24 protein-coding genes and 1 pseudogene are annotated in these 25,389 nt (G+C 70.7%); 19 read left to right on the forward strand and 6 right to left on the reverse strand.

Features of this window, described 5'->3' with window-relative positions; genetic code table 11:
- Nucleotides 1-89: 89 nt before the first annotated feature.
- The 4 genes from IE260_RS21815 to IE260_RS21830 all read left to right on the forward strand — a co-directional run bounded on the left by IE260_RS21815 (nt 90) and on the right by IE260_RS21830 (nt 5,451).
- On the forward strand, nt 90-2,768 hold the full coding sequence (locus IE260_RS21815) for a winged helix-turn-helix domain-containing protein (protein ID WP_189874594.1): 2,679 nt from the start codon (nt 90-92) through the stop codon (nt 2,766-2,768).
- A 22-nt stretch (nt 2,769-2,790) separates the two neighbouring features.
- Nucleotides 2,791-4,578: an MFS transporter gene (locus IE260_RS21820; RefSeq protein WP_373303378.1), complete on the forward strand. Its 1,788-nt coding sequence runs from the start codon at nt 2,791-2,793 to the stop codon at nt 4,576-4,578.
- Between the two features lie 18 nt (nt 4,579-4,596).
- Entirely contained in the window at nt 4,597-5,124 is a 528-nt protein-coding gene (locus IE260_RS21825) for a hypothetical protein (protein ID WP_189874407.1), read from the forward strand.
- 129 nt (nt 5,125-5,253) lie between these two features.
- Nucleotides 5,254-5,451: a DUF8691 family protein gene (locus IE260_RS21830; protein WP_189874409.1), complete on the forward strand. Its 198-nt coding sequence runs from the start codon at nt 5,254-5,256 to the stop codon at nt 5,449-5,451.
- Between the two features lie 126 nt (nt 5,452-5,577).
- On the opposite strand, the gene IE260_RS21835 is transcribed toward IE260_RS21830, so the two are convergent.
- Nucleotides 5,578-6,987: a DUF2252 domain-containing protein gene (locus IE260_RS21835; protein WP_189874411.1), complete on the reverse strand. Its 1,410-nt coding sequence runs from the start codon at nt 6,985-6,987 to the stop codon at nt 5,578-5,580.
- Nucleotides 6,984-7,622: a potassium channel family protein gene (locus IE260_RS21840; RefSeq protein ID WP_189874413.1), complete on the reverse strand. Its 639-nt coding sequence runs from the start codon at nt 7,620-7,622 to the stop codon at nt 6,984-6,986. The genes IE260_RS21835 and IE260_RS21840 overlap by 4 nt, the downstream gene beginning before the upstream one ends.
- A 217-nt stretch (nt 7,623-7,839) precedes the next feature.
- Here IE260_RS21840 and IE260_RS21845 point away from each other — a divergent pair, with 217 nt between their 5' ends.
- The 5 genes from IE260_RS21845 to IE260_RS21865 all read left to right on the forward strand — a co-directional run bounded on the left by IE260_RS21845 (nt 7,840) and on the right by IE260_RS21865 (nt 11,821).
- Nucleotides 7,840-8,499, forward strand: a complete 660-nt coding sequence (locus IE260_RS21845) for an HdeD family acid-resistance protein (RefSeq protein WP_189874415.1) — start codon at nt 7,840-7,842, stop codon at nt 8,497-8,499.
- A gap of 27 nt (nt 8,500-8,526) precedes the next feature.
- A complete protein-coding gene (locus IE260_RS21850; protein WP_189874417.1) occupies nt 8,527-9,861 on the forward strand; it encodes a hypothetical protein in 1,335 nt (444 codons plus the stop codon).
- A gap of 3 nt (nt 9,862-9,864) precedes the next feature.
- A complete protein-coding gene (locus IE260_RS21855; protein WP_189874419.1) occupies nt 9,865-10,728 on the forward strand; it encodes a YhjD/YihY/BrkB family envelope integrity protein in 864 nt (287 codons plus the stop codon).
- Nucleotides 10,729-10,873: 145 nt separating this feature from the next.
- Entirely contained in the window at nt 10,874-11,338 is a 465-nt protein-coding gene (locus tag IE260_RS21860) for an SHOCT domain-containing protein (protein ID WP_189874421.1), read from the forward strand.
- Nucleotides 11,339-11,368: 30 nt separating this feature from the next.
- Nucleotides 11,369-11,821, forward strand: a complete 453-nt coding sequence (locus IE260_RS21865) for a DUF7144 family membrane protein (RefSeq protein ID WP_189874423.1) — start codon at nt 11,369-11,371, stop codon at nt 11,819-11,821.
- Nucleotides 11,822-11,948: 127 nt separating this feature from the next.
- Here the strand turns inward: IE260_RS21865 and IE260_RS21870 are convergent, their stop codons facing one another.
- The 3 genes from IE260_RS21870 to IE260_RS21880 all read right to left on the reverse strand — a co-directional run bounded on the left by IE260_RS21870 (nt 11,949) and on the right by IE260_RS21880 (nt 15,176).
- Entirely contained in the window at nt 11,949-12,995 is a 1,047-nt protein-coding gene (locus IE260_RS21870) for a LacI family DNA-binding transcriptional regulator (protein ID WP_229881021.1), read from the reverse strand.
- 59 nt (nt 12,996-13,054) lie between these two features.
- Nucleotides 13,055-13,966 carry a PfkB family carbohydrate kinase gene (locus tag IE260_RS21875; RefSeq protein ID WP_189874427.1) on the reverse strand — a complete coding sequence of 304 codons (912 nt, stop codon included), beginning with the start codon at nt 13,964-13,966 and terminating at the stop codon, nt 13,055-13,057.
- Between the two features lie 208 nt (nt 13,967-14,174).
- Nucleotides 14,175-15,176 (reverse strand): SIS domain-containing protein, encoded by a 1,002-nt coding sequence (locus IE260_RS21880; RefSeq protein WP_189874429.1) that lies wholly within the window; start codon nt 15,174-15,176, stop codon nt 14,175-14,177.
- Between the two features lie 360 nt (nt 15,177-15,536).
- On the opposite strand from IE260_RS21880, the gene IE260_RS21885 reads away from it, so the two are divergent.
- From IE260_RS21885 to IE260_RS21930, 10 genes are all read left to right on the forward strand, one after another.
- The gene (locus tag IE260_RS21885; protein WP_189874431.1) at nt 15,537-16,856 is read left to right on the forward strand and encodes an ABC transporter substrate-binding protein; all 1,320 of its coding nucleotides are present in this window, start codon (nt 15,537-15,539) and stop codon (nt 16,854-16,856) included.
- A 27-nt stretch (nt 16,857-16,883) separates the two neighbouring features.
- Nucleotides 16,884-17,771, forward strand: coding sequence for a carbohydrate ABC transporter permease (locus IE260_RS21890; RefSeq protein WP_189874433.1), 888 nt, complete (start codon nt 16,884-16,886; stop codon nt 17,769-17,771).
- Nucleotides 17,765-18,601 (forward strand): carbohydrate ABC transporter permease, encoded by an 837-nt coding sequence (locus tag IE260_RS21895; RefSeq protein WP_189874435.1) that lies wholly within the window; start codon nt 17,765-17,767, stop codon nt 18,599-18,601. Before IE260_RS21890 ends, IE260_RS21895 begins: the two co-directional genes overlap by 7 nt.
- 29 nt (nt 18,602-18,630) lie before the next feature.
- The gene (locus IE260_RS21900) at nt 18,631-19,482 is read left to right on the forward strand and encodes a sugar phosphate isomerase/epimerase family protein (protein WP_189874437.1); all 852 of its coding nucleotides are present in this window, start codon (nt 18,631-18,633) and stop codon (nt 19,480-19,482) included.
- A 120-nt stretch (nt 19,483-19,602) separates the two neighbouring features.
- Nucleotides 19,603-20,391 (forward strand): restriction endonuclease, encoded by a 789-nt coding sequence (locus tag IE260_RS21905; protein WP_189874439.1) that lies wholly within the window; start codon nt 19,603-19,605, stop codon nt 20,389-20,391.
- A gap of 229 nt (nt 20,392-20,620) precedes the next feature.
- Nucleotides 20,621-21,901, forward strand: a complete 1,281-nt coding sequence (locus IE260_RS21910) for a glycoside hydrolase family 16 protein (RefSeq protein WP_189874441.1) — start codon at nt 20,621-20,623, stop codon at nt 21,899-21,901.
- Nucleotides 21,902-22,300: 399 nt separating this feature from the next.
- Nucleotides 22,301-22,471, forward strand: a complete 171-nt coding sequence (locus IE260_RS21915) for a hypothetical protein (RefSeq protein ID WP_189874622.1) — start codon at nt 22,301-22,303, stop codon at nt 22,469-22,471.
- A complete protein-coding gene (locus IE260_RS21920) occupies nt 22,468-23,961 on the forward strand; it encodes a glycosyltransferase (RefSeq protein ID WP_229881024.1) in 1,494 nt (497 codons plus the stop codon). The genes IE260_RS21915 and IE260_RS21920 overlap by 4 nt, the downstream gene beginning before the upstream one ends.
- A gap of 393 nt (nt 23,962-24,354) precedes the next feature.
- Nucleotides 24,355-24,708, forward strand: coding sequence for a hypothetical protein (locus tag IE260_RS21925; RefSeq protein ID WP_189874443.1), 354 nt, complete (start codon nt 24,355-24,357; stop codon nt 24,706-24,708).
- 57 nt (nt 24,709-24,765) lie between these two features.
- Complete coding sequence (locus IE260_RS21930) at nt 24,766-25,050, forward strand: hypothetical protein (RefSeq protein ID WP_189874445.1); 285 nt, start codon at nt 24,766-24,768, stop codon at nt 25,048-25,050.
- A gap of 64 nt (nt 25,051-25,114) precedes the next feature.
- On the opposite strand, the pseudogene IE260_RS21935 reads toward IE260_RS21930, so the two are convergent.
- A pseudogene (locus IE260_RS21935) lies at nt 25,115-25,363 on the reverse strand (alpha-hydroxy-acid oxidizing protein); the annotation flags it as partial.
- Between the last annotated feature and the right edge of the window lie 26 nt (nt 25,364-25,389).

The following is a 25,389-nucleotide window of genomic DNA, read 5'->3' on the forward strand; positions in this document are numbered from 1 at the left end:
GGTGCGCGCGCGCCGGGGCGGGAACGCTGCGATCCTGGGGGAGGAGTACCGCCATGACGCAACCCTGAAGAACAGGGGTGGTGAGCGCCGTGGTCGAGGCCTACGGGAATGCTCAAGGACCGACCGTTCCTGCTATTTCGGGGGTTCCGTGCGCCGACCCCCTGGGAGACCCGTTTCTGCGCACGCGGTTCGCTCTGCCTTCGAGGCCCGCCACGTTCCTCAGACGCCGGCGGCTCGTCGACCACCTCGACCAGGCTCTGCGGACACCGCTGACACTCGTCAACGGTGTGGCCGGGGCCGGCAAGACCCTGCTGGCCGCCGACTGGGCCGCCGGACTGCGGCAGCCGGTCGCCTGGCTCACCGTGGAGGCGGGTGACCGGCGTCCCGGTGTCTTCTGGGCCTACGTCCTCCAGGCCCTGCGCGCCTGCGGCACCGGGGCAGTCGGGTCCCCGGTGGACGCGGCCGGCGTGGACCGCAGACTGCTGGCGGCGCTCGCCACCGAGCTGAACGATCGCGACCGGCCCGTCGTCCTCGTGCTCGACGAGTACGACCGCGTGACCGCTCCGGAGGTCGCGGAGCAGCTGGAGTACGTGCTGCACCACGCCGGGCAAGGCCTGCACCTCGTCCTCGTCACCCGCACCGAACCGCTGCTCCCGCTGCACCGCTACCGGGCCGCCGGCGAGCTGACGGAGATCCGCGCCGCCGAGCTGGCCTTCACCCCCGACGAGGCCGTCGAACTGCTGGAGCTGCACGGTCTGAGTCTGTCGGTTCCCGCGGCGCGCGCCCTCGTGGACCGCACCCGGGGCTGGGCCGCCGGCCTGCGCCTGTCCGCGCTGGCCGCTCGCGAGAGCGCCGACCCGGAGGTGTACCTGAAGGAGTTCGAGGCGGACCGCAGCACGGTCGCGGACTTCCTCCTGGCCGAGGTCCTCAAGGAACAGACGGAGGAAACACAGGACCTCCTCCTGCGCGTCAGCGTCCTGGAGCGTTTCTGTCCCGATCTGGCCAACGCACTGACCCACCGGTCCGATGCCCATCCGATTCTCGCCGGGCTGCACCGCGACAACACGTTCGTCGAGCACCTCGGGCACTCGTGGTACCAGCTCCACCCGTTGTTCGGGGAAATCCTCCGGGCCCACCTGCGCGAGCGGCTGCCCGGCCTGGAGCCGGAACTCCACCGGCGGGCCGCGCGGTGGCTGCGTCGTTCCGGCTTCCTGCCCGAAACACTCGTCCACGGCGCCGCCGCCGGTGACTGGGACTGCGCTGCGGGCGCGCTGGTCGACGACCTGGCGATCGGCCAGCTCTTCACCGGGCTGCGCTCGGCCGACCTGGCCCAGTTGTTCTCCCGCATGGGCTCCGAGGCACGGAGCCCCGCGACGGACCTCGTGCGCGCGGCCCGCGCCCTGTCCCGGCATGACCTCGATCATGGTCTGTCCCGCCTGCGCCGTGCGGAGGAGCGTCTGGCCGACGACGCTCCCGACCTGGCGGCCGCCCGGCTGAGCTGTGCACTGCTGGAGGCGCTGGCCGCCCGTCTGACCGGGTGTCCCCCACGGGCCGAGAGGGCCGCCGAAGCGGCCGATGGGCTGAGGCAGCACGTCGAGGCACACCTCCTGGACGAGCATCCCGAACTCACCGCTCTTCTGCTGACCCACCTGGGCTCGGTGCGCCTGTGGGCCGGGCGTTTCGAGGACGCGCGTGCCGCCCTGACCACCGTGGTCGACACCCCGGCCGGATCCTGCACGGCGCTGCCCCGGGAGGAGTCACTGGGACACCTGGCCCTGCTCGACTATCTGAACGGCTGGCTCGGCCGTGCCGAGCGCAAGGCTCTGGCGGCGGTGTCCGAGGCGGAGCGGGCCGGTTCGCCCCAGCCGTCCGGCTCCGGGATCGGACGGCTGGTCCTGGCCGCGGTGGCCGTCGACCGTCACGAACTGGGCCGGGCACAGGCCCTCCTCGACGAGACGGCCCGGTTCCCACCGGGCAGGCCCGATCCGGTGCCGGCGGCGGGGCGAGCCCTCGCCACGGCTCGTCTGCTGCTGGTCAGGGGCAGGGCACGGGCCGCCGTCGAGGCGGCGGGCCCGGCCGTGTCCGCCGCGGTGGCCTCACCCTGGGCGGCAGGCCACGAGGCGCTCGTCGCATCCGCCGCCCACCTGGCCGAAGGACGGCCGGACGAAGCCGCCCAGGTGCTCCAGGACGTGTCCGGCGACCAGCCGGCGTGTGCCGTGGAGGCCGCGGCGATCCAGCTCGCCGCAGGGCACCCCAGGGAGGCGGTCGACCTGCTCGACAGCATCCGTAACGAGGGCCGGAACGGACCGGCGGTGACCGTGAGGGCGGCGCTGGTGAGGGCTCAGGTCGCGGAGGACGCGGGTGACGCCGTCGCCGCCCGCAGGCTGGTCGCGCAGGCCCTCCTCGACGCCCGGCGCGAGCGTCTGCGGCGTCCGTTCCTGGATGCCGGAGGGTGGATCCGGCCTCTCCTGGCCACCCCGGCACTGCACGAGCTGGCAGCGGGCTGGCTCACGCCCGGCCCGCCGCGACGCGATGATCGCACCGTGCCGGAATCTCTGCCCCCACTGCTCGTCGCGGTGGAGCTGAGCGGACGCGAGCACGACGTCCTGGAGCGGCTGGCCCGGTTGATGTCGACAGAAGAGATCGCCGCCGACCTCTACGTGTCGGTGAACACGGTGAAGACCCACCTCAAGAGCGTGTACCGGAAACTGGCGGTGAACCGGCGCAGCGACGCGGTGCGCCGCGCGCGCGACCTGCGACTGCTGTGAACGTCCCCTGGCCGGAGGGTCGGTGCCCGCCCTCCCCATCTGCGTGACATCGCCGGGGCGCGGGCCTTCCCCCGCGGCGGGTGAGGCACGGGCGGTCCGCCTCGGATGCGATGGGAGGAGGCGGGAGGCGCGCGCCGGCCGACTCCGCCGGCGTACCGGCCGACTCGGCGAGGTGGACAGCGTGAAGCACTGGCGGGCTCTGATCGTCCTCGGTACGGCCCAGTTCCTGATGGTCCTGGACACCTCCGTCATGAACGTGTCCATCAGCCAGCTGGTCGAGGACTTCGACACGGAGGTGACGGCCATCCAGGCCGTCATCACTCTGTACGCACTGGTCATGGCCGCGTTCATGATCATCGGCGGCAGGTTCGGGGACATCCTGGGGCGTCGCCGCATGTTCCTCCTGGGGCTGGTCGTCTACGGCGCCGGGTCGGCCCTGACCGCGGCGGCACCGACTCTGTGGGTCCTCACGCTGGGCTGGTCCGTCATCGAGGGCCTCGGAGCCGCCATGGTGCTGCCGGCCATGGCCGCCCTCGTCGCGGAGTCCTACCGCGGGCAGGACCGGGCCGTCGCCTACGCGGTCATCGGCGGCCTCGCCGGCGCCGGGATCGCGGTCGGCCCACTGCTCGGCGGCTGGGTGACGACGTACCTCACCTGGCGGCTGGTCTTCGCCGGCGAGGTCGTGGTGGTCGTGGCCGTCCTGCTGTGCCGTCGAGTGATCGCGACGCCGGCCCGGACCGGCCCCCGCCCTCGTCTGGACGGCGTCGGCGCCGTGCTCTCGGCGGCAGGGCTGGGGCTGGGTGTGCTCGGCGTGCTGCAGAGCAGCACCTGGGGGTGGGTGCGGCCCCGCAACCCTCCGTTCACCGTGCTCGGCTTCGCCCCGACGCTGTTCGTCATCGGCGCCGGGGTGGCCGTCCTGGCCGCCTTCCGTTACTGGGAGCGGCGGCGGGACGACGAGGGCGCCGACCCGCTCGTCCACCTGTCCCTGCTGGGCAGGCCCGTGCTGCGGTCCGGTCTGATGACGCTGCTGTGCCAGAACCTCATCCTGCTGGGGCTGTTCTTCACCATCCCGCTGTACTTGCAGGTGGTGCAGGGGTTCGACGCCTTCGAGACGGGGCTGCGCCTGCTCCCGGTGTCCGCCACCATGCTGGTGACCTCCCTGGGCGCGTCCTCGCTGGGGCGGGTGGTGGGGCCGCGCCGGGTGGTCCGGCTGGCCCTGGTGACCGTGGCGGCGGCCATCGTGTGGCTGCTGGCCACCATCGACCCGGTCATCGACGACGCGCAGTTCGCCGGAGCCATGGCGCTGCTGGGCGTGGGCGTCGGCCTGCTCGCCTCGCAGCTGGGCAACGTCGTCCAGTCCAGCGTCGGCGAGGAGGAACGCAGTGAGGCCGGAGGTCTCCAGTTCACGGCGCAGAATCTCGGCTCGGCGCTGGGCACCGCGCTCATCGGCTCGATCCTCATCGGCGCGCTGGCCCACGCCTTCACCACGCAGGTGGCGGACGACCCACGGCTGTCCGAAGGAGCCCGGGAACAGGTCGGGGTCTCCCTCGAGGCCGGGGTCACCTTCGTCTCCACCGAGCAGGTGCGCTCGGCGGCCGAGCGTGCCGGGTTGCCCGCGTCCGAGGTCGACGCCGTCGCGGACTCCTACGCCTCCGCGCAACTGGACGGTCTCAAGGCGGCGATCCTCGCCACGGGCGGCGTCGCACTCGCCGGTTTCCTGGTCACACCGCACCTGCCGGCTGCCCGGGACGGCCGTCCCGGGCAGCCGGGCACCGGTGCTCCGGCCGGAGCGACCGGATCGAAGCGCTGAGACGGCAGGGAGGCACCGGTGTCCAGAACCAGGATCCCCTCGACCGCGGCCCGGCGGGCGCGCCGTGCCGAACGCCGGGCCCAAGCGGACTACACGGGCGGCGTCTACGGTTCCATGCTCGCGGCCTCCGTGGTGATCGGCTCCGGCTCCCTGGGGGCCTTCCCTCGCACCGAGCTGGTGCTGCTGCTGTTGCTCACCGGCGTGGTGTTCTGGATCGCGCACGTGCATGCCCATCTGTTCGGGGCGCGCATGGCGCAACAGGCTCCGGACCGCCGGGTCCTGCTGCACGTGTGCCGTGACGAGTGGCCCATCGTCAAGGCCGCGGTCCCACCGGCCGCCGCGGTGGCGGTCAGCCCGCTGCTGGGCCTGGACGTGCGAGGCGCCCTCTGGCTGGCTCTGTGCGTCGCCGTGGCCGGCCAGGTGGGCTGGTCGGTGGCCGCGGCTCGCCGCGCCGGTGCTTCCCGGCGACTCGTGGCGGCCACGGCCTCGGTGAACCTGTTGCTCGGCCTGCTGATCATCTCTTTTAAGATCGTTCTGACGCATTGATCCGTGGCGTCCGTCGCCGGGCGACGGGTCACCTGTACCGGGTGAGGTCCGAAGGAACACGACAGACGGACGATCGGTCGCAGGAAGGATGCCGTCCGCCTGGCCCAGTAGTCCATGGAAGGACAGCTCGTGCGCTACGAGATCCGAGTCGAGGGACACCTGTCGGAAACGCTGGCCAAAGCCTTCCCGGAGCTGGACCACGTGGTGATGTCCGGCCAGACCGTCCTGTTCGGCCCTGTGGTGGACGAGGCACACTTGTACGGACTGCTGGCACGCTGCCAGTCACTGGGGCTGCGCGTCATGGAGATGCGGCAACTGCCGGAGTGAGGGGCCGGCCCGTTTCCGGCATCGCACACCGCCCGGACGGCCGTGCACCCCTCGCCTCCGCTCGGCGACGACCGCCTCAGGGTACCTACGGACAGCCGCCGTAGCGGTGACCGGGCGAGAGGCTTCTCACAGCCGCTCCGCCCTGATCCGTCCGGACCGGCTGGCGGCTTGCAGCGCCTCGTGGTCCCGCTCGTTCTGGTCGGCGTAGGACTGGGCGAACTCGGTCAGCGCGCGGTCGAAGCGGTCGCCGCCGCCCAGGTAGGCGGCGATGGCGAGGGGATCGCCCGAGCGGGCGTGGGCCCGGGCCAGGGACGCCCCGCACAGCCGGCCGAAGAGGGTGAGCAGACCCGGCCCCATGGTCTCCGGACGGGCGATGCCCTTCCAGTCCCACAGCTGGCGCACGTAGAAGTCGCGGCCCTGTCCGTCGAGGCTCGTGACGTGGGTCCAGCCGAGGAAGATGTCGCTGGTCGTCTGCATCAGGTGCTGTCCGGTCACCACCCGGCGGCCCTGGTTGTCGTAGCGTTCACCGCCCGTGTGGGCGGCCAGCACCGACTCCTGGGCCTCCTTCGCCTGCAGCAGCAGCGGGTCGTCGTCGTCCCTGCCGAGCAGGAGCAGGATCCAGCAGCGCGTGCCCACGCTGCCGACGCCCACCACCTTCCGGGCCATGTCGACCAGGCGGTAGTGGCGCAACAGATGCCGGCGTTCGGGCGGCAGGGTCCTCGCGTACCCCTCCAGGAGGGTCCGCAGTTCCTTCTCCCTCCCGGTCCCGGACGGTTCGGCGGACAGCCGGTCGAGCGGTGTGAGCAGCGGCGGGTCCGGTGCGAGGCGCCGGCCCTCGGCCGTGACGCGGGTGAGTTTCGCGAAGGCCCGCAGATGCGTACGCGTGCGAGCCCGCGCCGTGGCCCTGGCCGTACGGCGCCTGGCCTCCCTGTCCGTCGACGAGGCCAGCAGTTCCCGTATCCGGTCGGCGTCGTCCTGGGCGTACCAGATGTCCAGGGTGCGCATGCCGGCGAGCTCGCGCATCCGCTCCCGGTAGGCCCTCACACAGGCCCGCACGATGCCGTTCTGCTCCGCGGCCGAGAAGCCGTTCGCCCGGCCCGCCGTCACGAAGCCGGACGCCAGCCGTTTGACGTCCCATTCGAACGGTCCGGGCAGGGTTTCGTCGAAGTCGTTGATGTCGAAGACCAGACGGCGCTCCGGCGAGGCGAGCAGCCGGAAGTTCAGCGGGTGGGCATCCCCGCAGAGCTGCACCTGCAATCCGGTGTCGGGGAGGGTACCCAGATCCGCTGCCATGATCGCGGCCGCGCCGCGGTAGAAGCGGAACGGCGATTCCAGCATGCGGCCGTAGCGAATCGGCACCAGCTCCGGCACCCGCCGGGCCGACTGACGCTCGATCACCTCGACCGGGTCGGGGCGCTGCCGCGCCGTCTCGTACCAGCCGTGGCACGAACGCGACGCCCGGCTGCGGGCCCGCCTCCCGTACGCCGCTCGCTCGGCCGCAGGCAGGCACGCGGTGAAAGTGCTGGGTACGGTCATGGTCCGGCCTCCTGCTCGGGCGTCCCGGTGCCGGTCCCGGACCGTGGCTGCGCCGCCTGCTCTCCGCGCTGCCGGCGCAGCCCCGCCTGCACCGCGCTCGCCAGCACCCGAGCGGCGAGGCCCACGAGCAGCAGCCCTCCCGCCATCTGCGCCATCGTCAGCACGCGCCCGGCCTGCGAGCGTGCCGTGATGTCCCCGAAGCCGACGGTGCTGAACGTGGTCAGAGTGAAGTACAGGGCGTCCGTCCTGGTCAGCGGCTCGCTGAAGGAGCTCGGGGCGGAGCGGTCCAGCAGGTAGTAGGCACCGGCGAAGAGGACCAGGAACAGCACCAGCGTGGCGGCCAGGGCCTCGACGGCCTTCAGGCGTGGGTGAGGTGAGCGCGCGATGGTCCGCACCTCCCACAAGAACACCAGCAGCACCGCCACCAAACCGCACACGAGCAGCGCCGTCGCACCCGCTGTCGCTCGCTCGTCCAGGGGCAACAGGTAATAGGCGGCGAGGAGGCCGACGGTGATGAGCACGGCGCGGGCGACGGCTCGGACCGCCGCCCACCGGCCGGGGCGGAGCCACCGGCCCCGGTGCGCGTCCGGCCCGGACCTGGCGCGGTCCGTCCGGGCAGTGCTCGGATCTCTCATCTCGTGTCTTTTCGTCCTGTCCGGCCGGCCGCTGAGCCGGGCACCGTGAGATTCCCACCTCACCGCCACGGCGGCGTCGGCGGATCACCCGTGGAGGGTGACCCCGGCACCGGTGACAGGCATCACCCTGAAGTGGCCGGGTCCGCCCGCACCGCCTGCGCACACACCACGCGCCGACGGTCCGGAAGCGACGACTCGGGCACTGCTAGGAGGCGTCATGGGCATGCCGCGTGGTCCGACATCGCGTACCGGGCAGGACTACGAACCCGATGGGGCGGCCCCCGGTGCGACGGGCGGCCCCCTGCAGGCACTGGCGCGGATGGGGCGTTCATGGACCTGGCTCCTGGGCTCGGCCGTCGCGACCCTGGTGCCGGGCGTCCTGATACTGGTCTGGCCGGAGGGGACGCTGCACGTCCTGGCAGTCCTCACCGGCCTGTACCTGCTGGCGACCGGGGCGTTCCGGTTCGTGGCGCTCTTCGCACGGGAGGGGAGCGAACGGCTCCCCGGGCTGCTTCTCGCCGTGCTGTTCGTCCTCGCCGGGGTGCTGTGCCTGAGGGATCCGCTGCAGACGATCGCAGCGCTCTCGCTGATCGTCGGGGTGGTCTGGCTCGTGTCCGGCATCCTCACCCTCTACACGGCCCTCACCGTCGACGACCTGCCGCACCGCGGCGTCGTCCTGGGCGCGGCGGTGCTCGGCATCGTCGCGGGGATCGTGGTCCTCGCCCTGCCGGCCGAGTCGGCCCGCGCCCTGACCCGGCTGCTCGGCCTGTGGCTCGTCCTGCTCGGTCTGGCCGAGACGGCGGTCGCCCTGGCGTGGCGGGCCGCGCTCCGAAAGGCGCGCACCACGGGGCCGCACGCCCCCGCCCCGACGGCCTGACACCCCAACTGCAGGAAAGGAACACCCATGAACCCGGCCGCGTCCCAGGGTTCGCCGGACTCCGGCGGAGCCGCGAAGCCGGAACACGCCGTCACCGCCGAGGAACGAGCGGAGTACGAGCCACTGCGCCATGACGCGGCGGTGCGTCACAGGCGGGGACGCCAGGCCGGCGCCTCCCTCCTGCTCCTGCTGGCCTTGCTGCTCGCCCCTGCGGCCGTCGTCGCGGCCTGGGTCCAGGACACGGTCTCCGACACCGACAGGTACGTAGAGACCGTCGCCCCCCTGGCGTCCGACCCCTCCGTGCAGGCCGTCGTGACCGACCGCATCACGGACCGGGTCGTGGACAACGTGGACGTCGAGGCGGTCACGGACGCGCTCGCCAAGGCCCTCCAGGACACCGGGGCACCACCCCGTGTCGTGGAGGGGGCCGACGCCCTCACGGCCCCGCTGCACAACGCGGTCAGTACCGTCGTGGACCGCATCGTCGGCCGCGTGGTCGCCGGCGACGCCTTCCAGCAGGCGTGGGAGGGCGCCAACCGGCGGGCGCACGCCGCGGTGGCGAACGTCCTCACAGGCGACGGCGAGGGTGCCGTGCGCGCCGAGGGCGGGGCCGTCCGGCTGGACCTGGGAGAGGTCGTCGACCAGGTACGCGAGCGGCTCGTCGACGCGGGCTTCGACAAGGCCGCCGCCATCCCGGACACCGACCGGACGATCACACTGTTCGAGGCGGAGGAACTGGGCAAGGCACAGGAGACGATGCGACTGCTGGACGTCCTCGGCGTCTGGCTGCCCGTCCTGACCGTCGTACTCGCCGTGCTCGCCGTGTGGACGGCTCCGGCGCACCGGGTGATGCTGATGATCACCGCGGTCGGTACCGGCGTGATGATGGCCGTACTGCTCGTCGCGTTGGCCGTGTTCCGACGGGTGTATCTGGACTCGGTCCCGCCCACGGCGCTGCCCCCCGACGCCGCCGCGGCGATCTTCGACACGTTCGTCCGCTTCCTGCGCGACAGTACGCGCACCCTGCTGGTCGTCTCGGTCATCACGGCGCTGGCCGCGTACCTGTACGGCCCCGGACGCCCTGCCCGCGCCGTCCGCACGACGGCACAACGGTGGACGACGGCCGCCGGCCGGGCCCTCGGCCGCGCCGGAGTGCACACCGGGTCCACGGGACGCCGGCTGACGGACCACCGGGCGCGGACCACCGGTGGTGTCATCGCGGCCGCAGCGCTGGCGCTGGTGCTCTGGAACCATCCCACGGTCGGAGCGGTGGCTCTCGTTCTCGGCGTCGCCCTGGCCGTCCTGGTCGTCCTGGCGATCCTCGCGGCCGCCGCCGGACCGGCCGACCGGGCGGCCCAGTGAGCCATGGCCGGGAAACCCGGGCTCGGGCGCGCGTTCCGAAGGCCGACGGCTGGGCGGCTCGCGGCGGGCCTGCGGTCGGGCGCCACGGCCCGGTTGCTGTCCCGCCTGTCGGCACTCAACGTCGTGGAGGGATCCGTACGGCTCGCCGCGCAGGCGTTCCTGACCGGACTCCCGCTGCTGATGACCGTCGCGGCGTTCGCCCCCGGCTGGATGCAGGACTTGCTGGCCGACTCCCTCCGCACGGTGCTGGGAGTGCGCGGCGACACCCTCGACGAGATTCGCGAGGTCTTCTCCGCCACCGGCACGACACGGAACACCGCCGGGGCCGTGGGTGTGGTGGTGACGCTGGTGTCGGCCACCGCGTTCAGCCGGGCGCTCCAGGCGGTGTGCGAGCGGTGCTGGCACCTGCCGCGCGCACCGGTGCGGACCGCGGTCTGGCGCTGGCTGCTCTGGCTGGTCCTCTGGCTGGTCTTCCTCCTGCTCCAGGCGCCGTTGCGCAGTGGCCTGGGCGGGGGCGCCGTGGCCGGGCTGGTGCTGTCCGTGCTCTCGGCGACGCTGCTGTGGTGGTGGTCCCAGTATCTGCTGCTGGGCGGCCGGATCGGCTGGCGGAGCCTGCTGCCCGGAGCACTGCTCGCGGGCGCTGGTGCGGTCCTGCTGAGCCGGGCCGCCCGCGTGCTGATGCCCACGGCCATGGAGCACAGCCTGGCCGAGTTCGGCCCGTTGGGACCTGTCTTCACCTTCCTTTCCTGGTTGATCGCCGTCTTCCTGGTGGCCGTCTCGGGCCTGGCTCTCGGCGCGTACGCCGCCTCCACCTCCTGGTACCGGGCGGTCGCCGCACCCCACGGCCGCGCGGAGAGCGGACCCTGACCGACTGCGAGAGCCGGACCCCGCGGGGGGGGCCTGCGCGCCGCGCACTCACCCCCGCAGGGTGAGGCCGTCGGGTGATTGCCGGAGGCACGCTGATGACGGCATGGAACGGCTGCGGGGCGAAGGCCCGGGACGGAGGACCGACATGAGCGCGCAGACCTATCTGGCGTACGACTATCCGCTGCTGGGCGCCTTCTGGACCCTGCTCTGGTTCTTCCTGTGGATCATGTGGTTCATCCTGCTGTTCCGGATCGTCGTCGACATCTTCCGTGACGACAGCATGGGGGGCTGGGCGAAGGCCGGCTGGCTGGTGTTCTGCATCGTCCTGCCCTTCCTGGGCGTGCTCGTCTACGTGATAGCCCGCGGCAGGAGCATGGGCCGCCGGGAGATCGCGCAGGCGCGTGCGCAGCAGGAGGAGTTCAACGCCTACATCCGGCAGACCGCGGCCGGCGGCCGGCCCAGCAGCGTCGACGAGCTCGCCAGGCTGTCGGAGATCCGCGACCGCGGGGCCATCACCGACGAGGAGTTCCGCCGGGCGAAGGAACTGGTCCTGAGCGGGCACGGCCCGGCCGAACACCCGGGCCCCACCAGCGGCACCTCCGGCCGCTGAGCATCCGCACACGAAGAAAAGAGGCGCAACATGACCGCGACACATCCCCGGCCGGCACAACACACGGCGAAGCAGGAGTGGGCGACCGGCCTGACGGCCTTCGCCGCCGTCATGCTCTTTCTCGTCGGCGTGCTCGACCTCTGCCGAGGCATAACGGCGATCGCCGAGGACGACATCTTCGTCACGACGCGCAACTACGTGTTCGCGTTCGACCTGACGAGCTGGGGCTGGATCCACCTGGTTCTGGGCGTGGTAGCCGTGATCGTCAGCATCGGGCTGCTCCAGACCGCGACGTGGGCACGCGTCGCCGGAGTGGTCATCGCCGGACTCGTCATCATCGCCAACTTCCTCTCCCTGCCGTACTACCCGGTCTGGTCGGTCGTGATGATCGCGATCTCGGGCTTCATCATCTGGGCCCTGTGCACGGTCGAGCGCGACAATCTCTACGACCTCTCCGAGGAACGCCCGCCGCGGCACGTGTGAGACGGCCCCGGCACGAGGCGGACGGGGTGTGGGCCCCGGCGGCGTGCTGTGAGCGCGGTGGACGGGGGGAGCCGACCGGCACCGTCCACTCCACCGCGCCCACCGGTCTCCTCGGCGGACGGTGTGCTCAGGCCGGCGGCGGCGCGACCGATGATCGTTGGACGAGGCGTGTGCGGAGTGTGTGCATCTCGCGGCGCGCTTCGGCTCCTTCGAGGACGTCGAGCAGCACTTCGGCGGCCTTGGAGCCGAGTTGGTGCACCGGCTGTCGGATCATCGTCAGCGGTGGCACCATGACCGCCGCCCAGGCACTGTCGTCGAAACCGATCAAGGACACATCACCAGGGCAGGACAACTCCCGGTCCCGCACGGCGCGCAGAGCACCGGTGACGCCGTCGGTCTCGGTGCAGAACAGTGCGGTGACGCGGTCGGGGAGGCCGAGCATCCGGGCGACCTCTTCCGTCGCCCGCTCCTCCTCCTTCGGCCCCACCATCACCAGCTCGGGGTCGAAGGGAATGCCAGCGTCGTCGAGCGCGTCGAGGTATCCGCGCAGGCGCTCCCCGTCGGTCCACAGATTCCGGGACGCGGCGGAGATCAGTTCGCGCCGTGTGGCGGGAGGCTTGTCCACCGGCGGTCCCCAGACGAATCCGATACGACGGTGACCGGCCGCGATGAGCGTCTCGACCGCCTCGCGCGCCGCCTCCCGGTTGTCGATGACGACGGCGTCGAGTTCGAGCGCGGACACCGCGCGGTCGACGAGGACGACCGGGATGCCGCGGTCGAGGGCCGTGCGGATGTGGCCGACCGAAGCGCGGTCGACCGCGGCCGACGCGACGATCATGCCGTCGACGCGCTTGTCGATGAGGACGTTGGTCGCCGCGACCTCCTCGTCGAGCTTCTCGTACGTACTCAGCACGAGCGTGTCGAAGCCGCGGGCGCGGGAGGTGTCGCAGATGCCGCGCACGACACCCGCGAAGAAGGGGTTGCCGATGTCCGCGACGATGACCCCGAGCGTGTGGGTCACTCCCGTCGACATGCTGCGGGCCAGCGCGTTCGCCCGGTAGCCGAGCTTCTCGGCAGCGGCGAGCACCCGCTCCTTCAGCTCGGGGCTGACGTATCCGTACCCGCCGAGCGTTCGGGCCGCGGTCGCCCGGCCGACGCCGGCCTCTGCGGCCACCTCGGAGATCGTCGGGGGCGCCGACGCGCGGGGCCGCTCTCCTGACATTGCCCGGTACCTCACTTCTCCTCGTCGATGGCTGTCCACATGCTAGACACGGCCGGTCGGTCGCCGGGCCGGCCGTGGCCGAATGCCGCCTCGGTGAAGCACTGGTCATGGGCGGCGTCCGCCCCGGCGTGCAACGCGCACTCCAGCAGACGGCTGTCCGGCGGGGCCGCTCTCGTCCAGCCCGCGCGCAGCAGTGAGACCACGAACCCGGCGAGGAAGGCGTCACCGCAGCCCATCGTGTCGACGACGGACGTCTCGTCGTCCAGGGGGCGCGCCGGCGCGGCGACGGTCGTACGGCCGTCGTGCGCGATGGCACCCTCGGCGCCGCGGGTGGCGAGCGCGAGCCCGGCTCCGCGGTGCACGGCCTGCGCCAGCAGGTCCCGGGTGGCGGCCTCGTCCAGATGGGAGCAGGACAGCAGCACGAGGTCGGCGTGCGGGCAGACGCGGTCCAGGTAGTCGGGCGTACGGAACTCCTCCTCGCTGGAGAGGTCGAACGACGTGAGCGTGTCGAGTCCGGCGAGCTTGGGCAGCTCGCCCTCGCTGCCCGAGTACACGCTGGAGTGCACGAGGTCGAAGGACGACACGTAGGCGAGCAGGGCGCTGTCGAGGACGAGCGGCTCCCGAACGGTGACACCGCCACCGTTCCAGCCGAGGAAGACACGGTCGCCGGCGTCGACCCGCAAGGTGGACACACCGCTCTCGCCCTCGCGCACGACGCAGCGGTCGACGGCCACACCGCTGTCGGCGATGGCCTCACGCAGGAACCGGCCGAGGGGGTCGTCGGCGAACACCCCGAGGTAAGCCGCCTCCAGACCGAGGCGCCTTGCGTAGACGGCCACGTTCACGCTGTTGCCGCCCGGGTAGTCGATGCCGCGGTCGACGAACCGGTCGACGATGTTGTCGCCGAAGCCGAGGACTCTCATGGGGTTCTCCTGTGCGGTGGCCCCGGCACGCCACGGGGCGGGGACACGGACGGGTGGCCGGCACCGGACTCGGCACCGGCCGGTGCGGACGGCGGGACAAGCGCGGCGCCTGACGCCGGGGGTCTCGCGCAGGACGAGGGCGCTGCGCCGCGCTGCGCCGGCCGCCGCCGCCGGGATTCCCCGAAGCGGCAGCGGCCGGCTCGGCATCTCAGTAGTCCATGACGCGGTAGTAGCGGCGCAGGTCCAGCGAGTGTCCGCGCACCCGTTCGAGGTGCTTGCTGACCCGGCCCATGACGGTGTCGAGCACCAGCGGGGCGAGCAGGCTGCGGAACTCAGGGCTGATGCCGGTCAACGCGTGGTCGCGGGTGTCGAAGACGGTGACATCGCGCGAGATGCGCTTGGCGAAGGCCTCGACCCGGTCGGTGAGGGCCCGTGTCTCGTCCTCGCCCTGGAAGACGAGCACGCTCGTGTCCTCCTCCAGGAGTTCGAGTGAGCCGTGGAAGAACTCGGCGCTGTGCACGCGGGTGGTGCGCAGCCACTGCATCTCCTCCAGGATGCACATGGAGTACAGGTAGGTGAATCCCCACAGGTTTCCGCCGCCGACCAGGAAGTGGTAGTCGGTGTCCTTGTGGGCCTCGGCGAAGGCGGCGGCCGTCGGCTCGGCCTGCTTCGCCACCTCCAGGAGGACGCCGGGAAGCCCGGCGAGCTCGTCGGCGAGCTTCTCGTAGCCCTCGAACTCCCCTCGGCGCGCCAGCAGTCGGCCCATGAGCAGCAGCATCTGGGGGTCGAACGGCCAGGCCTTCGGCTCGGACACGAGGGCCACGTCCACGCTCCGGGCGACGGGGGAGTCGGCGTAGCCGGTGAATCCGACGGTGCGAACGCCTTTCGCCTTGCAGTACTCGATGGCCCGGAGGCTGTCCTCGGTGGTGCCCGACACCGAGGTGAAGACGGCCACGGAGCGTTCGCCGAGCGTCGCCTCGCCGCCGGTGACCAGCTCCGCCGCGATCACGGCGTGCACGGGCAGGGTCGACGTACGGCGTGCGAGGCGCTCGTACGGCCACATCTGGGCGTAGGTGCCGCCTGCGCCGACGAGGAACAGGTTGTCGAGACCTTCGTCCGTGAGGCGGTCGGCGAGCTCCTCGATCCGGGGGCGCAGGGCCACCGTGCTCGCCAACTGGGAGAGGAATTCCGGCTCGTCGAATCCGAGCATCTTCGCGTCCTTTCGGGAACGGGTGCGGCCGGCGGCGCTGAGCGACCTGATACCGGTATCACGCGGCCCACACGCTGACACAGCGTTCCGGTCGCGTCAACAGCGGTGGCGTGCTCACCGGTTCGTGATCGACTGTAGTAATCGCCGTGAGCTGCAGGTTCTTTGATGGAAAGTGCAAGGGGCGGCCGGTGGAGAGCGTGCTCCCGGTCCTTCTCGGAGAAGTTCTCTGTTCCAGCTCTGGTACCGGTATCAGATTCTCTGTACAGTCGCCGCACGCCAGCGGCCGTGTCCCGGACACCCGCAGCGGATCCGACGTGCCCGCACCTTCGGCGGGCCCGCCCACTCGACGAAAGGAAGCCCATGCGCGCACGTGCACTGACGCGGTCCGCGGCACTCCTCGGGGCCTCGGCACTCGTCCTCACCGGCTGCTTCGCCGGACCGGCGAAGGGTCCCGCGGCCGACGTGACCGCGAAGCCGGAGTACTCCGGCACCCTGAGCATCCTCACCAAGTTCGCCGGCGAACCCCTGGAGCCCTACTTCGAGGACCTCGCCGCCGCGTACGAGCGCAAGCACCCCAAGGTCGACGTCGAGCTCATCCAGGAGACCGACCAGAGCATCAAGGACAAGACCAAGACGCTCACCGCCTCCGACGCCCTGCCCGACATCTACTTCACCTGGACCGGCAACTGGGCGGAGAACTTCATACGCGGAGGCCGCGCGGCGGATCTCACCGAGGTGATCGGCCCCGGCACCGAATGGGGCAGGACGTTCGGCAAGTCGTCCTTGTCGGCGTTCGCCCACGACGGCCGCTACTACGGCGTCCCGCTGTACAACAACGGCAAGTTCATGGGCTACAGCAAGTCCGCCTTCGACAAGGCCGGCATCGACGTGCCGAAGACCTTCGAGGAACTGATCGCCGCCTGTCCCGACCTGCGCGAAGCCGGCTACGAACCCATCGCCTTCGGCAACAAGGACGGCTGGCCCGCCCTGCACTACCTCCAGCAGCTCTTCGCCCACAACGTGCCGACCACCGTGCGCGAGGCCGACTACGACCCGAAGACCGCCCAGTGGGACGACCCGGGGTATCTCACGGCCCTCAAGCAGTTCAAGACGCTCGTCTCCGGCTGCACCGACACCGGAAGCGGTACCAACGGCGTCCTCTACACCTCGGCGCAGGAAGCCTTCGGACAGGGCAGGGCCGCCATGTACTACCAGGAGATCCTGGAGTTCGACAGCACCACGTCCGGCGGCAACCTCAGGCCGAGCGACCTGGGCATCTTCCCGCTGCCCGCCGCGGCCGGCGCGAAGGGCGACCCGGAAGTCGTCGAAGGGGCACCCGAGGGATACCTCGTCAACGCCCGGTCGCCGCGTGCCGCCCTCGCCGTCGACTTCATGAAGTTCGTGACGACGTCGGACAGTGCGAAGACCCTCTCGGCGCCGCCCTACGGCCAGCCGAGCACCGTGGTCGGCGCGGTGACGCCGAAGACGTCCAGCAAGGCCGTCCACGAGGGCATCGACCTGATCAACAAGGCTCCCCGGCTCGCGGGCTGGCTCGACATGGTGACCGTCCCGGAAGTCGCCGACGCGTGGCTGGCCGGCGGCGAGGCGCTCATCAGCGGCAGCAAGTCGCCCGAACAGGTCATGGACGGCGTGCGCCGGGCCTCCGATTCCGCCAAGTGATCCACGCGGCCGAAGGGAATCAAGCCGGTGCGCACCCTCTACCGAAGAGCAGCCGGGCTCGCGTGGACCGCGCCCGCCCTTGTCCTGCTCGGAGTGTTCGTCTACCTCCCGCTCGTCCAGAACGTCGGGTACTCCACGCTGACGTGGGACATCTACAGCGGCAGCCAGGAATTCGTCGGCCTGGACAACTACCGCGAACTGTTCCGTGACCCGGTCTTCTGGACCTCGTTCACCAACAACCTCTCGTACGCCCTGCTGTCGGTCGTCTTCCAGGTCTTCGGCGCCCTGCTGCTCGCCGCGCTGGTGGAGAGCATCCGCAGCACGCGATGGCAGCGTGCCCTGCGGACGATCTACTTCATCCCCTCCGCGATCTCCCTGACCGTCGCGGGACTGCTCTTCTACTTCATCTACGAGCCCAACATGGGACTGCTCAACCATGCGCTCGAAGCCGCCGGACTGGGCACGTTCGACCACTCGTGGCTGGGTCAGGAGAGCACCGCGATGACGGCGGTCATCGCCATGAGCCAGTGGCAGGGCTTCGGGTACTCGACGCTGCTGTTCGCCGTCGCCATCCAGCGCATCCCCTCGGAGCTCTACGAAGCGGCCGCGCTCGACGGCGTCGGGCCCGTCCGCCGCTTCTTCCAGGTGACACTCCCACTGGTACGGGAGATGACCGGCCTGATGGTCATGGTCACCGTCTCGGGCGCCTTCCAGGTGTTCAACGAGGTCATGGTGATGACCAGCGGTGGCCCCGACAACTCGACCCACGTGCTCGGCACGTGGCTGTACCGCAACGGCTTCGTACGCAACGACTTCGGCTACGCCGCGGCCATCGGCACCGTGATCTTCGTGATCACCCTCACGATCGCGATGGTGCAGCTGTGGTTCACCCGTAGAAGAAGGGTGGAATGGTGAGTCGCCTCGGCTTCCTCGGCGTGATCGCGCGCCTGTTCGTGTGGGCCTTCCTGCTGGGCCTCGCGGTGGTGGTGCTCTATCCGCTCCTGTGGATGGTGCTGAACGGGTTCAAGACCAACGCCGAACTCTTCGGCAACCCCTTCGCGTTCCCCACCGGCTTCAGCTTCGACAGTTACCGCGACGCGTGGAACCGCGGCGTGAGCGACTACCTCGTGACCAGCGTCCTGGTCACGGTGACGTCCACCGCGGCGACCGTCTTCATCAGTGCATGGGCGGCGTACGGTCTCACGCGGGTGAACATCCCGCTCAACAAGGTACTCACCGCCGTCATCCTCGGCGGCCTCATGCTCACCCCGACCGTCGCCCTCGTACCGCTGGTGCGCATGTTCCAGTCGATCGGCCTGTACAACAGCTTCTGGGCGCTGCTCATCCTCTACACGGCCTTCCGCGTCCCCTTCACCACCTTCCTCATCCGCGCCTACATGATCGACCTGCCGCGCGAGGTGGACGAGGCGGCGCAGATCGACGGTGCCGGCCGCTGGACCGCGTTCTGGCGGATCGTCCTGCCGATGTGCAAGCCCATCATCACCTCCACCGTCCTGCTGCACGTGCTCTTCGCCTGGAACGAGTACCTGTTCGCCATGGTGTTCACCAACGGCAGCGACGTGCAGACGCTGCCGGTCGGCCTCACGAGCCTGATGAGCAAGCACGGCACCGACTTCCCCGTCGTGTTCGCCGGCATGGTGATCGCCGCCGTCCCGGTCGTGCTCCTGTTCCTCTTCGGGCAGCGCTACATCGTCAAGGGCCTGGCCGACGGGATCGGGAAGTGAAACGGCCCTCACGTACGAGAGGTGACCACATGCCCACCGCCCGGCTGCCGCGGCTGACCGGATCGAACTTCGCCTACCAGCACCTGCCGTTCGACACCTTCCTGGACGACGCGGCGGCACTGGGCCGCGAAGAGCTCGAACTGTGGGGCATCGCCCCGCACTTGCACGTCCCACAGGTCAGCGACGCGGACGTGCGCGGCATGCGGCGCCGTATCGAAGCACGTGGCCTCGCGGCCTACTGTCTGACGCCGGAGCAGGTCATGTACCCGGTCAATCTGGCCTCGCCGGTCGACTGGCTACGCACGCAGAGCATCGCCATGTTCCGCCGAGCTGCCGAGGTCTGTGCCGAACTCGGGTCAGGGAAACTGCTGTTGACACCTGGCCGAGGCCGCGAGGACGAACCCCCGGGCCCCGCCTGGCGCCGGTCGGTCGACGCGATCGGCGACATCGCCGCCTACGCGGACACCCTCGGCGTGACATGCGTGCTCGAAGCGCTCCAGCGTGTCGAGTCCAACCTGGTCAACGACTCGCGCACGTTGGCGGCCATGCTCGACGAGATCGGCACCGCCCGAATCGGGGCGGTGCTGGACACGGCCACGATGGCCGTGGCCGGCGAATCCGTCGACGACGCCTTCGCCGCACTCGGTGACCGCATCCTCCATGTCCACCTGATCGACGGCCGCCCCATGGGACACCTGGCCTGGGGCGACGGCGAACTCCCGCTGTCCGATTACCTGCGGGCCTTCGAGCGTCACGGCTACGACGGCTGCATGACGTTCGAGCTCTTCGGCGACGGCACGTACGCGCTCGATCCGCGGGCGGCGGTGGAGCGGTGCGATGCGGCGGTGCGGAGGTGCTCGACCGCCGGACCGGGGGAGTGACGTACGCGGCCTTCCTGTTCACGACGGTGGGGCGCGCATGTGGCGGCCGTTGTTAAGAGTGACGATCTTGGGCACGCGTAGAAAGGTGACCATGGTTGTTGCCCTACGGGAGGGAGCGCAATGGGTGTACCTTCGCGCCCAGTTCGACGCACGGACCCTGAGCGGCGCTTCGATCTGCGCGCGACCGCCCTGTTCTTCCTCCTGCTCGCGATCATCCTGTGCGGCATGGCGTTCCTGGTCCGTACTGCGGCCGGCGCCGCCGAACGCCACCCTTTGTGGGCCGGCTCGCTCGCCGTCATGGGTGTCGCGGCCGCACAGCTGTGCCGGTCCAGGTGGCGCCGCTTCTCGACCGCGAGGTACGTGCGCCGAGCCGCCGAGGCACTGGAGGAAGCAGCCGAGACGGCCTCGGACAGCCTCGATGCGCAGGGCCTGGTGCCGGACGCGGCACAGACCACGGCCGGGCCGCTGGTGCAGGGGCAGGAGGATACGGCCATCGACCTCGGCTCCCCGGCCGACTACACCGAGCTCGACCCCGACGGCTTCGAGCACGCCATAGCCGAACTGTGCGCCCGGGACCACTGCCGGGAGGTGGAAGTGGTGGGAGGAGCAGGCGACTTGGGCGCCGACGTCATAGCCGTCACCCCCGACGGGCGGCGTCTGGTCATCCAGTGCAAGCGCTACGGTGACGACCACAAGGTCGGCTCGCAGGACATGCAGCGCTTCGGGGGGACGTGCTTCACCGTGCACGAAGCCGACATCGCGGTGCTCGTCACGACGAGCGACTTCACCGCCCCCGCCCTTGAGTACGCGCAGCAGTGCGGCATCGTGTGCCTGGACGGTCAGGACCTGCACGCGTGGCGCGATGGCGCCATGCCCTGCCCGTGGGAGCGAGCGGGCATCGACCCCTGACCGGCTGGGGCGGTGTCTTGTTCACTAAGTTGGACTGGACCAAGCCCTTGACAGGTGTTTTCTTCACTTCTTAAATCACAAAGTGAACTGAACGCCCCACAGGTCGAGTTGTCGTCCCCACATTCACATCGGCGCGGTGATCAATCGGTTCAGCGCGCCGCTCGGCTCCGTGTCTGTCATGCGCATGCCAATAGGCATCACCCCCCACGATCTCCTGGAAGGGAGAGACATGGACTTCCCGCGCTCGCCCCGGCGCCTGCTGCTGTCCCTCGCCTCGGTCCTCGCCTTCGCGTCGCTGTCCACCGGACTGGCGCAAGGCGCGCCCGCGCCCGAGGAAGGGATCACCGCGCCTTCCGCCGCCGCCCCGGCAGCGGCCGCCGTCACGTTCTCCGACGAGTTCGACGGGCCCGCGGGCTCCGCCGTCGACGGGACCAAATGGCAGACCGAGACGGGCGACAACGTCAACAACCACGAGCGGCAGTACTACACGGCGGGCAACCGGAACGCCGCCCTCGACGGTCAGGGCCACCTGGTCATCACCGCCCGGAGGGAGAACCCGGGCAACTACCAGTGCTGGTACGGAAGGTGCGAGTACACGTCGGCCCGGCTCAACACGGCCGGTCGGTTCACCACGACGTACGGGCGTGTCGAGGCCCGGATGAAGATTCCGCGCGGACAGGGCATGTGGCCCGCGTTCTGGATGCTCGGCAACGACATCGGGCAGGTCGGCTGGCCGAACTCCGGTGAGATCGACGTCATGGAGAACGTGGGCTTCGAGCCGTCCACCGTCCACGGCACCCTCCACGGCCCCGGCTACTCCGGCTCCGGAGGTATAGGCGCCGGGTACACGCTGCCCGGTGGTCAGGCGTTCGCCGACGCCTTCCACACCTTCGCCGTCGACTGGAGCCCGAACGCGATCACCTGGTCCGTCGACGGCACCGTGTACCAGCGGCGCACGCCCGCCGACCTCGGCGGACGGCAGTGGGTCTTCGACAAGCCCTTCTTCCTGATCCTGAACCTCGCCGTCGGCGGCTACTGGCCCGGAGACCCGGACGGCAGCACGGTGTTCCCCCAGCAACTCCTGGTGGACTACGTCCGGGTCAGCACGGACAGTGGTCAGCCGGGTGGCGGCGGTCCCATCACGGGCGTCGGCGGCAAGTGCGTCGACGTCGCAGGCGCGGGCACGGCCAACGGCACCCCTGTCCAGCTGTACGACTGCAACGGCACCGCCGCGCAGCGGTGGACCGTCGGCTCCGACGGCACCATCCGCGCGCTCGGCAAGTGCCTGGACGTCGCATCGGGCGGCACGGCGGACGGCACCCCCGTCCAGCTCTGGGACTGCAACGGCTCTGCCGCCCAGCAGTGGGCGGTCCCCGCCGCCCGCGACATCGTCAACCCCCAGGCGGACAAGTGCCTGGACGCCACGGGCGGCAGTTCCGCCAACGGCACCCGGCTGCAGATATGGACCTGCACCGGTGCCTCCAACCAGAAGTGGACGGTGACCCGGTGAACGGCGCGGGCCGGGGCTGACAGCAGCACCGGCCCGCGCCGGACACGGCCGAGACCCTCGCTCTCGGCACGCCGGACCCCGACGCGGTGAGTGCCGGCAGGGGTCGTTCGAAGGGTGGACGCAATCAGGAGACCGAAGCCATTTCCTCCCTGTTGGCTTCGTCTTCCGTCTTCGTTTCCTGAGCCCGGTCCGGGTGATGGTGCGACCCCGTGAGTGGTCCGAAACGGGCGGGCCAGTCGAAGGTCACCAAGGTGTCGTAGCGGAACTACGTTCTCCCATGCGCGCAGGTCACCCGCAGTGCGCAACATCCGTTCAACTCAGGTCCAAACGTCACACAGGTCGCTGTCAACCTGATGCACTGCATCCGCACAAGTTTTCACTCCCAGGGGGGAACAGCACATGTCCGACAACGGACAGCTCGCCCAGACCGGCATCGGCACGGTTGTCATCGGCGGCACCGCCTATTACATCGGCGGATGGATGATCGCCGCCGCAGCCACCCTCGTCATCGCCGGGGCACTTCTGATCCGCCTGCGGTTCCGTCGTGGCCGCAGCGTGGGCGAGGAGTGAGCGGCAGGCGCCGCCGGATCCCGGTGCTGGCCGCGCGCCAGCACCGGTCCGGCACCGTACTGATGGGCATCTTCGTCCTCGGCCTCGCCGCCGCCTGGGCCGCCCACCACGCCCTTGTCGCCTCCGACTGGAACTCCCGCACCACCAGCCGCCTGTCGATGGTCTGGCTCGCCCTGTTCTTCGTCTTCATGGCACAGACCCTCATGTACCACCTGGAGCGGCCCCGCCGGCTGACGCCGAGGCTGGCCCGCCAACTGGACGAACTGCACGTGTCCATTCTCGTCCCCGTCTACAACGAGGACCCCGGCTACCTGAAGCTCGGCCTCGAATCCTTCCTCCGCCAGACCCGCCTGCCGAACAGCGTCCACATCGTCGACGACGGCTCCACCAGCAGCGACTACGCCGAGGTCCGGGCCTGGTGGGAACAGGCCGCCAGGCAGGCCGGCGTCGCCACCAGCTGGCAGCGCGTCCCCAACGGCGGCAAGCGCCACGCCCAGGCCCACGCCGTCCGCGTCAGCTCCGACGCGGACATCTACATCACCTGCGACTCCGACTCCTGCTTCGCCCCCGACGCGGTCGCCGAAGTCCTCGCCCCCTTCACCCGCCCGCGGGTGCAGTCGGTGGCAGGCATCGTCATCGCCACCAACAACCGCGCCAACCTCCTGGCGCGCATCACCGACCTGTGGTTCACCACGACCCAGCTCGTCGACCGCTCCGGCCAGTCCGCGGTCGGCGCCGTCATGGTGAACTCCGGGCCACTCGCCGCCTACCGTGCCGACGTCGTCCGGGACAACCTCGGCTCCTACCTCAACGAGACCTTCATGGGCCGTCCCGTGATGTTCTCCGACGACAGCCTGCTCACTCTCTACGCCCAGGAACGCGGCCTCACCGTCCAGCAGCCGAGCGCCGTGGTGTTCACCGCCATGCCCGAGAAGTGGTCCCACTTCTCCCGGATGTACCTGCGGTGGATGCGGGGTTCCACCATCCGCTCCGTGTGGCGCATGAAGTACCTGTCTCCCGCCCGGCCCGCGTTCTGGCTGCACCTGCTGCGCTGGTTCCAGATGTTCCTCGTGCAGATGGTCACCGTCTGGCTGCTGCTGGTGGAACCACTCGCGTTCAACAACCTGCCGCCCGCATCCATGCTGTGGGTGCCGTTCCTCATCGGCTGGGCCCAGGGCCTGCGCTACCTCGGCATCATCCGCAGCGACGAACGGATCCGGTCCCGGGCGCTGACCTGGCTGATGATGCCGCTGGCGATCGTCCTCGCCTGGACGGTACTGCGCTGGCTCCGCTGGTACGGCATCGTCACCTGCGCCCGGACCGGCTGGGGCACCCGGCAGAACGGCGCCGAGGTCTCCCTCAACGGCAGCACCCCCACACCGCCGACGGCCCCTGCCCCCATGGACCGTCCACCTGCCCCGGCCCAGCATGCGAAGCTCCTGGACCCGTACAGCGAGCAGACGCTGGAAATATCGCTGCGCCCCCGGTAGCCGCCATGGACCGCGGGTCCTGCCCTACCCCCCGGGGCGGGACCCGCTCCGCCGCGGTCACCGCCTCCGGGCGGACGGCAAACGGTGCGCCGGGGCTGCCGATGCGGGTGGGCCGTTCGAGTGGCGGTGCCGGTCTCCTTCGGCGATGGTGGCAGGAGGACGCAGCCCCTGCGACCTGCCCTTCCGAGGCGTGTGTCCGTGCGCGCCGGTCGGTACCGCCGCCGCACGGCTCCGCCCGCGGCGCAGGGGCGTTCGCATGACGGAACCGGCGGCCGTCTCCATCACCTGTCCGGGCCGCCGGTGGCCGGCGCTCTCGGCCTGCTGCGCCGGGCCGGACGGTTGTGCGTCGGCCACGTCACTCGTGGACGGCACCAGCGGGACGAGGGAGAGCGGATGAACGCGTTGAGGAACACGGCAGTGTCGGGACTGGCCGGCATCGCCCTGCTGGCCGTCACGGGCCCGGTAGCGATGGCCGCCGGGCCCGTGAGCGAGGCGAACAGCGTGGTGTGCGGCACCGACGACGCCACGGGACTCGCCGTGTCGGCCGGCCGGGCCGAGGAGTGCTCCGCCGCCCTCCAGGTCGCGGGCGCCTACACCCGGGACTGGGACGGCACGGGTGACGCGGCCACGACCGTCCACGCCGCGGGCTCCACGTGGAGCTGCCGGGAGCAAGAGGGCTCCCCCAACCCCTACCAGCAGTGCGTCGACACAAGCGACAGCAGCCGATGGATCACGCTGACGTCGTAGTCAGGCGTAGCAGGCGACAGCAGTGACCTGTGCCCCGCCGGCCCGGGAGGTTTCCTCATGATGTCCATCCGTACGCTCGTGGCAACGGCCTTCGCCGCGACGACCCTGACCCTGCCCGCAGGGGCCATTGCCGCGCCGACGGCCACTCCGGCCGACTGCGCCAGTGCCCAGGCGGCAGCCGACCAGGCGGACGACGACTTCGAGGCGATGAGGAAGGACTACCTGGCCCAGATGGCCGACGGCGGCCATCCCGACGCCTCCCAGCGTCAGGCACTCGCGGACGCCGATGTCGAGCGCAGCACGGCCCGCGCCGAGGCCGAGCGGATCTGCAACAGCGTCTGACGGATGCAGGACGGTGGGCGGCGCTGAGCGGTGGCGCTCACTCCGTGTGCTCGCCCACCGGCCGTCAGTGGCTCACTCTGCCGCAGCAGACCTGCCGCATGGCCGCCGGGCCGAGGTCGGTGACGCCAAGATAGCTGTCGACCGCCACGATGGGGTCCGCCTCGGCGAGCAGTGCGCGCAGGACATGGACGACACCGTCGGTGCCGCCGAGAGCCAGTCCGTAGGCGTAGGGGCGGCCGATACCGACCGCTGTGGCGCCGAGCGCGAGGGCCTTGACGACGTCGGCGCCGGAACGCACCCCGGAGTCGAAGATGGCTCACGGCCTTTCTCGTTCGGGGG

It is taken from the genome of Streptomyces viridiviolaceus, assembly GCF_014650995.1.
Lineage (GTDB): Bacteria > Actinomycetota > Actinomycetes > Streptomycetales > Streptomycetaceae > Streptomyces > Streptomyces viridiviolaceus.